This is a genomic window from Pseudomonas sp. CFII68 (genome assembly GCF_000416195.1).
GTDB classification, from domain to species: domain Bacteria; phylum Pseudomonadota; class Gammaproteobacteria; order Pseudomonadales; family Pseudomonadaceae; genus Aquipseudomonas; species Aquipseudomonas kilonensis.
Map to the genome: position 1 here is coordinate 16,473 of NZ_ATLN01000117.1, position 13,871 is coordinate 30,343.

At 51.5% G+C, this 13,871-nt stretch carries 12 protein-coding genes; 3 read left to right on the plus strand and 9 right to left on the minus strand.

Annotated features, from left to right (window positions below; translation table 11 throughout):
* Nucleotides 1-118: 118 nt before the first annotated feature.
* From CFII68_RS05830 to CFII68_RS05810, 5 genes are all read right to left on the minus strand, one after another.
* A complete protein-coding gene (locus CFII68_RS05830; protein WP_018611685.1) occupies nucleotides 119-1,219 on the minus strand; it encodes a polyamine ABC transporter substrate-binding protein in 1,101 nt (366 codons plus the stop codon).
* A gap of 11 nt (nucleotides 1,220-1,230) precedes the next feature.
* On the minus strand, nucleotides 1,231-2,262 hold the full coding sequence (locus CFII68_RS05825; protein ID WP_018611687.1) for a histone deacetylase family protein: 1,032 nt from the start codon (nucleotides 2,260-2,262) through the stop codon (nucleotides 1,231-1,233).
* A 778-nt stretch (nucleotides 2,263-3,040) separates the two neighbouring features.
* Nucleotides 3,041-3,667 (minus strand): hypothetical protein, encoded by a 627-nt coding sequence (locus CFII68_RS05820; protein ID WP_235862380.1) that lies wholly within the window; start codon nucleotides 3,665-3,667, stop codon nucleotides 3,041-3,043.
* Nucleotides 3,668-3,951: 284 nt separating this feature from the next.
* Nucleotides 3,952-4,311, minus strand: a complete 360-nt coding sequence (locus CFII68_RS05815; protein ID WP_018611690.1) for a DUF6124 family protein — start codon at nucleotides 4,309-4,311, stop codon at nucleotides 3,952-3,954.
* Nucleotides 4,312-4,905: 594 nt separating this feature from the next.
* Nucleotides 4,906-5,160 carry a hypothetical protein gene (locus tag CFII68_RS05810; RefSeq protein ID WP_018611692.1) on the minus strand — a complete coding sequence of 85 codons (255 nt, stop codon included), beginning with the start codon at nucleotides 5,158-5,160 and terminating at the stop codon, nucleotides 4,906-4,908.
* A gap of 821 nt (nucleotides 5,161-5,981) precedes the next feature.
* Between CFII68_RS05810 and CFII68_RS27585 the strand changes: the two genes are divergently transcribed.
* The 3 genes from CFII68_RS27585 (at nucleotide 5,982) to CFII68_RS27135 (ending at nucleotide 9,290) form a co-directional block, all read left to right on the plus strand.
* Nucleotides 5,982-7,166, plus strand: coding sequence for a hypothetical protein (locus CFII68_RS27585; protein ID WP_156886110.1), 1,185 nt, complete (start codon nucleotides 5,982-5,984; stop codon nucleotides 7,164-7,166).
* 206 nt (nucleotides 7,167-7,372) lie between these two features.
* Nucleotides 7,373-8,701, plus strand: a complete 1,329-nt coding sequence (locus CFII68_RS05800) for an AAA family ATPase (protein WP_256211737.1) — start codon at nucleotides 7,373-7,375, stop codon at nucleotides 8,699-8,701.
* Complete coding sequence (locus CFII68_RS27135) at nucleotides 8,685-9,290, plus strand: HNH endonuclease (protein WP_018611701.1); 606 nt, start codon at nucleotides 8,685-8,687, stop codon at nucleotides 9,288-9,290. The genes CFII68_RS05800 and CFII68_RS27135 overlap by 17 nt, the downstream gene beginning before the upstream one ends.
* A 704-nt stretch (nucleotides 9,291-9,994) precedes the next feature.
* On the opposite strand, the gene CFII68_RS26335 is transcribed toward CFII68_RS27135, so the two are convergent.
* From CFII68_RS26335 to CFII68_RS05785, 4 genes are all read right to left on the minus strand, one after another.
* Nucleotides 9,995-11,200 carry a hypothetical protein gene (locus CFII68_RS26335; protein WP_018611703.1) on the minus strand — a complete coding sequence of 402 codons (1,206 nt, stop codon included), beginning with the start codon at nucleotides 11,198-11,200 and terminating at the stop codon, nucleotides 9,995-9,997.
* A gap of 242 nt (nucleotides 11,201-11,442) precedes the next feature.
* Entirely contained in the window at nucleotides 11,443-12,453 is a 1,011-nt protein-coding gene (locus tag CFII68_RS05795) for a hypothetical protein (protein ID WP_018611705.1), read from the minus strand.
* A gap of 127 nt (nucleotides 12,454-12,580) precedes the next feature.
* Nucleotides 12,581-13,051 (minus strand): hypothetical protein, encoded by a 471-nt coding sequence (locus tag CFII68_RS05790; RefSeq protein WP_018611707.1) that lies wholly within the window; start codon nucleotides 13,049-13,051, stop codon nucleotides 12,581-12,583.
* A 230-nt stretch (nucleotides 13,052-13,281) separates the two neighbouring features.
* The gene (locus CFII68_RS05785; protein WP_018611708.1) at nucleotides 13,282-13,803 is read right to left on the minus strand and encodes an SMI1/KNR4 family protein; all 522 of its coding nucleotides are present in this window, start codon (nucleotides 13,801-13,803) and stop codon (nucleotides 13,282-13,284) included.
* Between the last annotated feature and the right edge of the window lie 68 nt (nucleotides 13,804-13,871).

Below are 13,871 nucleotides of genomic sequence, written 5' to 3' on the forward strand. Positions count from 1 at the left end.
ATGGATGAAAACCCCGAAGCCGAATGCTTCGGGGTTTGCATGCTAGAGAGGCAAGGGACGGGGCAGGTGGTAACTATGTATACGCTGGTGGGAGCAAAGCTTGCTCCCACAATGGCCTTTACTGGCCGGATTTGATCCGCGTCCAGGCCCGCGTACGCGCGCGCTCGGCATCCCGGGGCAACGGTTGCAAAGTGTAGAGCGTGGTCATGGCCGCTGCGGTCGGGTACAGGTTGGGGTTGCCGCGGATCGCGGGGTCGACCATTTCGGTGGCGTCCTTGTTCGGGTTCGGGTAGCCGACAAAATCACTCACCGGCGCGATCACCTGCGGTTGCAGCAAGTAGTTGATGAAGGTGTAGGCGTCGTCCGGGTTTTTCGCGCCTTTGGGGATGGCGAGCATGTCGAACCAGATCGGCGCGCCTTCCTTGGGCAGGCGCATGTCCACGGTCACGCCGTTCTTGGCTTCCTTGGCGCGGTTGGCCGCCTGGGAGAAGCTGCCGGAGTAACCCACCGCCACGCAGATCTCACCGTTGGCGATGTCGGCCATGTACTTGGACGAGTGGAAGTAAGTGATGTACGGGCGCACCTTCATCATCAGCGCTTCAGCCTTGGCATAGTCCGCCGGCTTCTTGCTGTTGGGGTCCAGGCCCAGGTGCTGCAAGGCCAGGGGCAGGATCTCCGACGGCGAATCGAGCAGCGCCACGCCGCACTGCTTGAGCTTGCTGATGTTCTCTTCCTTGAAGATCAGCTCCCAACTGTCCACGGGTGCGTTGTTGCCCAGGGCGGCCTTGACCTTGTCCGGGTTGAAGCCGATCAGGATGGTGCCGTACATGTACGGCACGGCGAACTTGTTGCCCGGGTCGTTGGCTTCGATCAGCTTCATCAGCTTGGGGTCGAGGTGGTTCCAGTTCGGCAGCTTGCTGCGGTCCAGGGGCTGGAACACCCCGGCTTCGATCTGCTTGGCCAGGAACACATTGGACGGCACCACCACGTCATAGCCGGAGTTGCCCGTCAGCAGCTTGGCCTCCAGGGCCTCGTTGGTGTCGAAGATGTCGTAGACCAGCTTGACCTGGCTGTTCTGCGCCTTGAAATCCTCCAGGGCCTTGGGCGTGATGTAGTCGAACCAGTTGTAGACGCGCAAGGTGCGCTCCTCGGCCTGGACCGCGCCGCAAAGCAGCGCGGCGCACACGGCTGGAGCCATAAAACGCTTGAGTCTGTTCATGCTGTGATTCCTCATGGGGCGCTTTGGAAACCTTCAAGAACGTTCACGGCATTGATGCCGATTTCTGCCACCGCGTAGCCACCTTCCATCACGAACAGGGTTGGCTTGCCGAGCGCCGCGATGCGCTTGCCCATCGCCAGGTAATCCGGGCTGTCGAGCTTGAATTGCGAGATGGGGTCGTCCTTGAAAGTGTCCACGCCCAGGGACACGACGATGACATCGGCGTCGTACCCCCGGATTTGCCCGCAGGCCTGCTCCAGCGCCGCGCTCCAGGTGTCCCAGCCTGAGCCGGCCGGCAAAGGGTAGTTGAAGTTGAAGCCCTCACCGGCTCCCTCGCCACGCTCGTCGGCATACCCCAGGAAGAACGGAAACTCCGCCTCCGGATGGCCGTGGATCGACGCGAACAACACGTCGCTGCGCTCATAGAAAATCGATTGGGTGCCGTTGCCGTGGTGGTAATCCACATCCAGAATCGCGACCTTCTTATGGCCCTGGTCGAGAAAGGCCTGGGCGGCAATGGCAGCGTTGTTGAGGTAGCAATAACCGCCCATCAAATCGCCAGCGGCGTGGTGCCCCGGTGGGCGGCACAAGGCAAAGGCACTGCGCGCACCGCGCTGGATATCCGCCTGGGCGGTAAGAGCCACTTGTGCGGCGCTGTAGGCCGCCTGCCACGTGCCAGCGGTGATCGGCGCGCCGGCGTCGAAACTGTAATAACCCAACTGGCCGTGCAGGCTGGTGGGGATGACCGTGCGAAAGGTCCGCGCCGGCCAGGTGAAGGGCAACAAATCGCCCTCGCGGTTGCACTTGGCCCAACGGTCCCAGGCGCCTTTGAAAAACTCCAGGTACGCCGCGCTGTGGATACGCTGGATCGGCCCCAAGCCAAAATCCTGCGGCGCCTCCACCGGCCCCAGCCCCTGCGTCTTGACGCGCTCCAACACATGATCGGCCCGGGACGGCATCTCGAAACAGGGCATCAATTGGCCGTCCATCAACTCGCAGCGGCCGTGGTGCAGGTGGTGATCGTCTGAGTAGATCGTCAGCATTTTTTTGTTCTCCGCAAGGCTGGTCGGTTTGAACACAGTCTTGCGGTGTGGGGCGTTTCAGAGAACGGCAGGAGAGGCCAAAAGGGGATCGAAATGGCCAAAAGGTTTGACCGTAAATCGCCCCTTGTTGGCGCGGGTGTGCGCGGGGTTGGGGCATAAGGGCGGCTTAGATGGCGACGCGATGATTTTGTGGCGAGGGAGTCCCCGCCACGTCTTCGACGCTGCGCTGTCGCGCAAGGAACTAGAGCGACGTCCACGAGATATCTGTTCCAGAAGCGGAACGCGGAGCGTCCCTGGCGACATTCCCACGCAGGAGCGTGGGAACGATCGAAAACTTTGACCGTAAATCGCCCCCTTGTTGGCGCGGGTTTGCGCTGGTTCGGGGCGTTGGGAACCAGGGCTATCTGAGGCCATATAATGACGGGGTAGCGAAGTGCTGAAGCGAGCCTTCCAGCTTGAAAGCCAGCTTCGTTTTTTTGTTGCCAGCCGCTAAATAAAAAAGCGGCCGATGGGCCGCCTAATGCTTACTTTGTGGGGGTTACGCGCTGGCAGATAGCTTGACCAAGCGCGAGCCTGCGAGTGCACCATCAGGCTCATCGGAGGACCCACGACGGATGCGGTCGAGTATCCGCAAATCCATTGAGCTTGTGACACGAGCTTTGCGCAAGCCGCGTACGTACAAGCAGTCAAAGTTGTCCTGCCCTTTATGTTTGCCGGCCTTCCCGCGTTGGGTTGCTTTCAATTTGCTCATTTTTCGATCACCTCTGAAATGATGCTATTACTCATCAAGAGTCAACACAAGGGCACCGTTTACCATCTGAAATTCATTTTCGACGTATATAGGGACTGCACCGGGTAACGGGCTATCTATTTCAATGAGTTCCGCACCAATGATCTTGCAGTACTGAGTAACGGCAAGCACGCAAAGCTGGATGACTCTTCTCTTCAACGGGTGTGAACCACTCTCCCGCTTGGGATGGCCTTCCAGTAGTTTGATCCGTACAACGGTGCGTTTGCCGCTGGGTGTGGCGAAGCATAGACCGCACAGTAGATTCCCGTACCACAGCGCAAGGTCAAGATGTCGGGCATCGCTTTTGATGACCTCTGGAGAGTCATGCCAGGGGAAGCCATGGTCTGATTCCCATAGATTAAATTGTTCGAGCGCATCAGCATCGATGTTGCCGAAGCGCACCAGTGCAAAATCAACACCAGACGCTCGTTCAGGATCTGCTGGTTCTTGTGCTAGCAACGTCAATAGCTCGTTGGAAGCTGTACGGGCCGCACAGGCATAAGCCCGCCATTCCTCATATTTGCGCCGTATAACTTTCCCCACTTCCAAATCCTTGATATCAACTTTTTTCGCACCCCCCTCTAGAAGAATGTGATGCTTAAAGTGTTTCAGCAATTACTGACGGGATTGGCCGCCAAGCCGTTCGCTGATGTCAGCGACGAGGAGACGATAGGGGTTGAATGTATGGCCCACAAGTCGGCGGGTTCCGGTGTAGTTGTAGGCAAAGGTGCAAGGATGCGTGGCTTGGCGGAAGGGCTGAGCAATCCGTCAGACGCGCCTTACAACCCGTGGCGAGGGAGCTTGCTCCCGCTGGGCTGCGAAGCGGCCCTAAAATCTTGCGGTCGCTGCGCCGCCGAGCGGGAGCAAGCTCCCTCGCCACGGGGTTGTTGGTGCTGCGGTTAGCGCGGGTCGACGTTATCCAGCACACGGCTGGCCAGCATTGAACTCAGTTCGATCAATTGCTGGATGCCAAGGGCGATATGGCGGCGGGGGCCTTCCAGGTCGAAAGCCAGGTTGCTGATCATCGCGTCGGCGGATGCCAGGTTTTCGCTGAGGTTGGCGAGCAGGCATTCGTTGTCGGCGTTTTTTTTCACGGTGAAGAGCTGGTCTGGTTTGGATGCTTCTTCGGACTTTTCCGGTTTGGGTAGCAGGTAGTGATCCAAGACGCGTTTGGTGGTTTCGTCGTGCTGCTTGTTTTTGCGACCGGAATGGGTAGAGGTTGAGTCAGTTTCCGGAGGGTTCGGAGTTATCTTGAACATATGCATTTTTCCTTCTAGTAGGCCGCAACCATCTCGCTACTAAACGAAGGGGTGGCAGCTGTGCGCAAGTTAGTAGACCGGTGGAAAATACATAAAAACCCGGCGCGCCCGAAGGCGCCATGCGCACAGCCACCATCAAATGCAGGCGACGCCTGACTGATGAGACTCATGCAACCATTATGTATTTCCAACCAGGGCTACTAAACCCGACCACTGATGGGCAGTGGCAGGGAAACGATAGAACCCATGGGCAAGGCGCACAAGCGGGCGGATTCTGGCGTAGTTGTAGGCAATGGCGCAAGGATTCGTAGCTTGGCGGAAGCGTTGCGCAGGGAGAATAAACAAGCCTCTGAATTGTCCTGGAATTCATGGCCAGAGCCTGCCCCGGTCGGCTCTGTAGGAGCTGGCGAAGCCTGCGATCTTTCGCTTGAGACTCAAGTGCTTGGGGAAAGATCGCAGCCTCGCTTCGTTCGACAGCTCCTACAGGCGCAACTCAGGAATGAGCGCCCACCACCCCCTGTGGGAGCGAGCTTGCTCGCGATGGCGGCAGCACGTTACATACCTGACCTGAAGGTGTGGAGAACGGCGCGTCGATCAGATGATGGAATCAAGATCCAGCGTGTAGGGTTTACCAATGGCATACCCATGAGCACCACGGATCAACTCGCTATCGTCATCCATGGCCGGCGCCATCGCCAGTTGCTCAGCCACCCTGTTCTCCGGGTGTGCCTGCCAACGGGCCAGGTTGTGTGCCAGTTGCTCGGGTTGTTCCGCCAAGCTTCCGTAAACGTCTTTTTCACTGACCGACGCGGTGCGCAGCGTAGCCAGATGCGCGCGCGTATTGTGCATCTTGTCGACCTCACGGATGAGCGCAATGTTGATGGAGCTTTCGCTACGCCCATTGGGCGCGCCCCGTCCTGCCAGGTAGCGCTCTTCATCGCGCAGCTGTTGGGTGATCCGTGCCAGTGCATGGTCGACCCATTCACATTCGCGTTTTGTCGCCAGTGTGCGTCCGCTGATTTGCGCTTCTTACAAGTGTCGCAGGGGCGCCCAGCAAGCGGGGATGTGGCGGTGTATTTAGTGACGGTTTCGCAATGGGGCATCCAGGCGAGGTTGCCCGGCAGAACAAACAATCTGACTGTTAGCGGGCCAGTAGAGCGGACGCTCCCCTCAGGATCGCTGCTAGACTGACCACCAAGTATTTACAGGCGCCAAGGAGATTCAATTAGCTACTTGACGCTTTTTCAGTAGGGAGGCATTTTGCTATACCTCGGAGGACAGTCTTCAGGAGGAAGAGTGAATTACACGCCAAATCCACAGCACCGCAACAACTCATTCTCTGCACAGAAGTCGCAGTGGACGATCACTGTCCCCGAGGAGATCGACTGCTTTAAAACGGCCATTAATGCATCTTGGTTTGGTAATGATTGCTATTGGGGTTTCTGCCTCGATCGATCCTCCCTGCGACCGGTTGGCATCGCTCCACCTCCCTATAGCTGCCCCGTTCATTTCGCTAAATTTGTCGGAGATACCCTGCAAAATTGGCATGGCTATCCTGTCGCTCACTGGGTAGCCCCTTGGGATAAACCACCTGAAGGCGTACTTAAGGGGTGGGCCAGCAATGGAATTATCACCAGGCCCCAATTCGCTAGGATCCTGCGAGGCAAAAAATGCGCTCTGTGAAGCTCCGGATTCCCGGAAGTTATTGGGACTCACAAATTTACTCTGGTGAATTAATTATCTTCGGGGATGATGGTTCCGTTCAACGGGTCGATTGGTCAGCTTTCGTTGATCGAATCGCAAACAAGCATCCAGAGGTGCAGACAGCAATCCGCGTAGCATTTTCAGATAGTGATCTCTTCTACAATCCCAAAGTTAGAAAGGTTTTACGGGATCCGCAAATTGAACACCCTATAAAAAATCAGTTAAATAAGCTGGCAGATCTTCGTCTGGAAACAGAGGCTATCGAACTTGCGGGGCAGTCGCAGCATCACGATAGCCCATTTGATTTCTTACCAATAGACACTGAAATTTATCATAATGAAATTTACGCCGGTGGCGAAGCCGGGCTGTTCTCCTTCCCCAGAAGCGCAAGCCTTAGCAAAGTAAGAAGTCGACTTGATAAACACCACGACGCCTCAGTCTTTCAAGTCAAAGCATCTGATAGATTCAGCGCTATAGCGACCGCCACGGGTAAAGACGGATTGTTCGATTTCTTATTAGCGCGTAATCCTAATGATCGGAGAAGAATTGGCGACCCTCGACAGGTTGCTACTCGGGCTTGCAATGCCTGCGACTGGGCATTCCAAAGCATCATGGGATGGAGTTCACAGTTGGCTTTTCTTGCAAGTTTCAGGGAGTTCAAGGACTTGGAGTCTAAGAAGAAACTGCGCGTATTCAATAAAATTATTGACTCTTCAGAGATATTTGGCACAGCTCAGACAAGCGCAAATGATGTTGTTTGGGGTAGCCGAGAAAAAATGTATCGGTTTTCAGCAGGCCATATTACTGTTGCTAGTTACGAAGCGGCAGGTAGCGCAAGTCAGCCTGATGAAAGATTCGAGCAGATAGGCCATTTTAACTTCACACCCAGCTCTGAGATCATAGCTACAGGAACGGCTCCCTTTGGAACTGTCTTGGAAATGGAGGACCGCATTATTGTTCTACGAAGCGATGGAGGACTTGACATGTTCATAGGAACCCCAATTCACTGGCGTGTTTTCCCACGCTCTGAACATTACAGCAATCAGTTGCATATAATCTACGAAGATGCACTTGAAATAATTTCGTTTACTCATGACTACTTTGTAAATCAAGGAACAAAGATGTTCGGTTTTGCTAAAGCTACAGAGTAGATATGTTTAGTAATATCGCAGACTTCCGCTTGCGGGGATTATGTTTTTTACCGTAACGATGATGTCTGTACCTGTAAGATGAGCATGGCACTTTTAGAAAATCTATCCCCTATGGAAATGGACGGGCCAACGAAGAGATTTGGCTTATATTGGTGATTTCCCTATGTCGTGCCAAGACGAAAAACATACGACAGGTGTTGACTAAAATGACAACAAGATTGGTAAGTTTGGATTTTGATGGCGCACATGTGCAGCTTACACCTGAAGTTTTACCTGAAGGCGTGAATAATTGTTTCACTGTAATTGTTGGAAAGAACGGCATTGGTAAAAGTAGGCTTCTCGCCGAACTGGCTAAAGTTGGTATGAATAGTCTGGCAAAAATAATTGCTGCTTCTACAAGCCCTTTTGACAAATTTCCCACTCAACGTAGGCGCTCCGGTCAGGCTCCAGCAAGCTATAGATATGTCGGAATGCGAAGTGAAGGAATTTATCAATCCTCATCTTCAGTTTCACTAATTTCATCGGCTGCTAAAGGTCTTCTGGAAAAACTATCTGACGATAATGGAACCCGAGACCTAAACGCAGTATTCGAAGCATTAGATTTCTTACCTGTAGCTGACTTCGTATTAAAGCCCGGATACCTACGAGTCGGCCGCGATGAATATCAAATATCAAGAGTAGAAGGTAGCAGTCTAGCAATCGAATTAAGAAGTCTGGACCGTGAACACGGTATTCAGGTGGACGAACGGTATTTCGACCTACTTGAGGGTTTGCCTCTAGGAAGACGCTTAGAAGTTCTTAGTTCAATGGTTAAAATCAACGAAATTCTCACGCAGCGGCGAGCAATAGAGTTAAGAGCAAATTTCTCAGAGTCACGGTTATCACTTGGTGAATACACGGCTGACAGCACAATAATTCGTGCAATTATTGTTTTGATGGATGTCGGCTTAATAAGGCTTATGGACTTGATACTTAATAAAAAGGGGTTTGGAAAGCTTTCTTTGAAGAAGGCGAGCTCGGGTGAGCAATGCCTACTGGTACTCATTCTGGGAATTGCAGGCCATATCACAAATGGATCTGTAGTTTTAATTGATGAACCTGAGATTAGCCTGCATCCACGTTGGCAGGAGGAGTTTATGACTTTACTTATGTCATCTTTTTCGGGTTATTATAAATGTCAGTTTATTATTGCTACGCACTCACCGCAAGTCATCGCCCGGTTAAGTGGTAAAGGCTGCTATATCGCATCCCTATCGAGAAGAGAACTGTACGATGCTGAGGAGTTTCACGAAAAGTCGGCTGACTTTCAACTGGCAGAGCTATTCGATGCCCCAGGCATTATGAATGAATACATTTCAAGGTTGGCTTTTAATTTGCTTGCGAAGGTAAAGCATAGCAAGAAATTTGATTCGGATTCATTGGCAGAGTTAATTCGGTTGCAAAAATTTGACCAGCAACTTGATGAGAATGACCCTGTTAAAGAGTTGATTCGATCCGTTTCTATGCTGTGTGAAAGCTATGCCGATAATCGATAACCCAATAGTCCTTAGCGACGCTTCGCTAGTACTCATAGAGCAGAAAAAGGCAACTGCTAACTTTTCGCACGCCAACTGGGGTGATGAAGATCTTCAGCCAGTACGCCGTGAGATTCGAGAGCATTATCGAAATGTTCAAAGGCTCGTATGTGTCTATTGCTTGGGATCGGTTTCGGCCCATTCGGCAGCAGGAGCACCAGTTGAACACATTGTCCCAAAATCCCAACATCTGCACTTCATGTTTGAACCTGAAAACTTATGTGTGATTTGTCCCGACTGCAATGAATTCAAGTCGAATAGAGAGTCTTTAGTAAATCCAGTGCTGACGGCGAACAGAGTTAACTACCCAAGAAACTCTGCTCTGTATAGGATCGTTCACCCTCATTTTGACTCGTACGATAATCATATCGCGAAATTCAATCGGCTTTATGTTGAATGTTCCGACAAGGGCGGATACACAATCTATATTTGCAACCTAAATCGATTTTTCAGAAGATTTGGACGCTGCGACGAGTTAGTTAACGATGTCGCCCTAGCGGAACAAGCAGAGCGATTTTTTGAAGACGGCATAGCTCCTGAGCAACCTTGATTGTTCTTATTAATCTTTCCGGCACTATGAAACAGGGCTTCGGCCTGATTAAAAAAAATCGATTACAGCTACATGAAACTTGCATTTTGCTGCCCTTCGCAGAGGTCAAATAGCTGTGGAAACGATCACGAAAGAGCAACCGCTTTTGGTCGACTGATATCTGTGGTGAGAGGAAGATTCGTCATTGGACAAAATGGAAAGAGGTTATGTCAGTCGGGATATCGCGAAACTGACTTCAGATTTATTCTGACTGTATCCTCGATGTCTTTTACGACTCCTTTAATCCACGCGCATCCAACAGTGTTTATGTAGAAAATTCTTATTCTCTGCCCTTGGCATAGATTTTTTTCGGTGCGCCAAGAGAGTCTTGATTTGAGCCAATTATGCGGATTTTTTCTTAAGTCGTCAGCCCCCCTTTTTGACTGCTCAAGTCGAGCTACTGCGGATAGCCCTTGGCGGAGAGGAGATGGGAATAGAAAAGGCATATCAATTGAATTGATATGCCTTTTTCTTTTGCCCTTGGATGCTAGCGTGGGGCGACGTTATCCAGCACTCGTTCGCCGGCAATAAATTCACGTTTTCTGAAATAGTTAAGTGTGATCAATAAAAAGCGTCGAGAGAGTTCGGTCCCCAACGCCTCGTTTTGTACCCCTGTCCTTTGTCTATCCATGTGCACCGGTAAATATCGACAGGTGCGCAATTTTTTAATGTGTTATCAACTCTATGGTTTCGCTATATAGCTTTGTGCCGCTCTCAATGCTGTCAATCCTTTTCAACTGGGTCTCAGCTTGCTTTGCTGCTTCTTCTTTTTTTTTCGCGCTGGCTCCACTTTGTAAAACTGCCTGTGCTTGTTCCAGCTTTGACTTTGCATCGCTCAGCAAATACTCTCGGGCTTTAGCTTTGGTATTCAATACCTCGATGCACCAAGTCGAGAATTTTATCTGACCGTCGTTCGGGTCTGACAATAAGAGAGCAGACATGCACAGTTGCTGTTCATCATCGGAAAGCACAATGTTATTAACAATGCCTTCGACTGTTTTTGCTACTTGTTTTATGTGGGCATCTGATCGTTGGCTGCCCATGCCCGTGGTTTCTATGCGTACCTTGGTTTCGCCATCGACCAGTACGCTTTTTGTTTCGGCTATTGCGCTGTCGATAACTGTTCTATCGTCTTTCAGATTTTTAATTTTTTCCGCCAAGTCCGATGCGGTTTGATCCATTTCCGACGTATCAGCCTTGGGGTCCGCTTTTTTTGCATCACTGATTTTTTTGTCTACGGCCGTCTTCTCTGCTTCCAGGGCAGAAATTCTATCGCTGACCTTCTCTCTTTCGGCTCTTTGTTCGGAAAGTGATTTTGTCGCTTCAGCTCGCCCACTTGTCGTGAGGGCTATCGGAGGAGCTTTGACCGTTCCGGTCAGCTGTTCAATCGCCAAGAGGGCGACTGTGTTTTTTTGAAAGCGCCTCATGAGGAGGTCATATTGAGCGGCGCTTATGGCGCCAGACAGGTAGCTCTCACACAGGCGATAACCGAAATCACGTAGCAACTGAATGCTTTGCGTGCGTATGCCGGTGAATGCCGCCCCGTCCTGCATGGCGAAAGCCAATTCACCGCTTGCCTTACCTGGATACCCCCCTTTTGCCGCCAACTCATAAGCAAGGGAGGCCATTGCGTCGGGGCTCGGTTCTGCACACACAACCGTCTCTTTCTTTATCTGCTCTTCCCGCACGTACTTTCCGGTCGTGTCGTATTTTTTGGTTATGGTCTCATTGGGGGCTACCAGTATGGCTCTCTGTCGAATATCGCTCATGGTGCTTTCCCCACGAGAAATATCAAATGTCCGATAGATACTGTTCAGGTTGGCGCATCCGGCGATAGACATAATGATGAAAGCTAATAAGGTCCCCTTCATGGCGCATAGCTCCCTTTGCTTGGCGATGGTGGCACTTTGGCATAGCTCATGGAATCGATGTCTGCGACCGCGCCGGGCAAAAGAATTTCGAGAGGCTTATCCAGGATGGATTTTTTCAGCAAGCAGAGGGTTGCTGCACAGCCCAGCGGGCGCAATCTCTGGCCACGGGGGATTTGCGCTAAACCTGCGCCTGGTCATTTATTCGCAAGCGCCAGACACGAGCGCAATGCATCGTTAGGTATCTACTGGCTGTACAAGATGTTGTAGAACGAGGCTTGCCCATCCTCGATCAAAGACAGATCGTGACCCGTGGGGATTTTTTCGAACAGCGCTTTATTGACCGCCATCCGACGCATGATGATCACCTCCAGCAATTGACCGAACAGCGCCTCATCACGGACGTACTTTTTCAATTTCAGAATTTCGCGCGGCTTGTCTCTCAGGACGTGAAAGGCGTAATTCATCACAACCATGTTGGAGACGAATAGGTTCTCCGTTGACTGAAGCGGATTGACCGCATCGATCAATGCATCAAATATTTTTTGCCTGTCCTGAGCATAAGTGGGCAAAAAAACGTCGGGGTACATAAGCTCGCTGTGGCGATCATTGATCGCGAAGCGGTACTGGGTATCGTCGGGTTCGGTGAGTAAACTGACTGTGCTTGTTTGAAACGTTTTCAACGTGCTGAGCAGTTCATGCTCTTTCCTGCTGTCGGCCTTGATCGCTTTGTAGACCAGATCAATCACATCCAGAAAAGCCACCGGCCCCAGCCCATCGGTCGCCATCATCAGCTGATTGCCCTCGATGCTGAACCGACGATACGCCTCGTCATCAATGCTCAATTCGAAGAGGAGGAACCTGAGCATGTAGTTCCGAAGGCGCGCATCCGCATCCAGGGCGCTGTTCTTCAAGCTGATCAGCTGGATCAGGTAGAAGAAAATAAAGTAATCCTTGTTGGTTCGTTGCCGGTTGTCGATTTCAAGCAGATAGCCAAAACGCGACAGGACCAGGAGGAGGGCGTAGCAGTCTGGTTCCGTGAAGCCGTTCTTCAACATGGCTTTTTCGAAAGCGCTGGTGGAAAACAAATCCTGCCAGCGGCTAACGCTGAAGGGCGCGCCATTGTGTTTTCTCGCGACGACGGACAGCAGGGCAGGCTCGTCTTCTTCGTAAAAAACAGCACCCAACGCCTTCGGATACGGCCGGACGTTCAGGAAATTTTCAAGCTTGTATGAGAGAAGTTCGAGTACATCCATTGCTTTAAGCCTGCCGTTTCGTATTGCGGGGTAGATGTTCGTTGCTGTATTTGGCCTTGTGCTTGTTGTGGTGTGTAGGTTGTGCTTCTTTCTAGCTGGCATTCAGACGGATAGTTGATGATTTGTTTTATTGCGATTTATGAAGCCAGGAAGAAAAGTCGGATACGTAAATTTCATCCAACGTTAGCGTCGGCGGTATGTTTTCGATGCTGTCAGCTATCTCGTCATAAGGCGCTGGTAGGGCATAGCAGAGACCGAAATCCTCGTTGAGGATTATGACGCCATTAAATATGCGCTGGCGTTCGGTCAGCTTTTTTATCTGGTCAAAAGGCATTCCTGTGGAAAGCGTATTTTGGTAAAGCCCTTTGTAGCGCGCGTTACAACCTATTGAGAAAATTGTTCCGTCAGGAAGGGTCGAGAGGGTGAGCGTGCTATCGATTACGTACGCTGTTCTTGTTTCGCCGTCAGGTAGCGTGTAGCTCTTTATCTCGATTTTATGATGCTCATAGAGCTCATGCATGTAGGTCGAGATATTGTCTTGCAATAAGATGTTCGCAATTGAATGCTTGGATTTTATGTCGGCTGCAAAATCAATCATTTAAATTCCACCGTACATTAACGTGCCGTTTACGAAGGCGGCAGCACATACATACCTGACTTCAAGATGTATGCCGACCGTGACGAGGGAGCTTGCTCCGGCTCGGTGACGCAGCAGTTTTCTGTAGGAATGCGCCGGCCTTTTTTTGAGGCGGCTTCGCCGCCCAACGGGAGCAAGCTCCCTCGCCACGGGATTTGCGTTTCGGAGCAAATCCTGTGGCGTCCGCTGATTTATTCCTCGTCCAAATCTTCCTCATCGATCAGCCCTTGAACGAAACGGAGGAAATTCGAGCAGACCAGCTTTTCGGATTGAGCCTGATTCTCTTCAGGGCTGAGGTCGCTATCAAAGCTATCAGTCGTGAAATAGCTAACGGCTTCGGTATCAAGGTTCAGGCAAAAGAAATTGCCGCCCCAGTCGTTTGCGAAAGGCAAGAGGTGCGCAGGCAGTACCTGTTTTTTCAGCATCAACTGGTAGGTGGATAGCACCGTGGATTCACCGTGAGCAATCGGCTTGAAGGTAGCCACTTCGATGGGATCGAAAAAGTCTTCGCTGACCCAATAAGCTCGTTCCGGCATGCCGCCGTTGTACTTGAGGTAATGGTTTCGAAAGGGAGCCGGTAGCCTCTTGCCGATGACGGACTCCAGATGATCCAGGTCCGTTGAGGTAATGGCTGTTTCATGATCTAGAAATTTATTCTCCAGCATCGCTGTCCTCTGGCTGGGCCGTATGTATCGCGCTTTTTGTCGCTTCATCACATATTCCATTGCCAGGATCGCGTGAAAGCACGTTAAGCAAGAATGGGAAATGGGCGTACCGACTG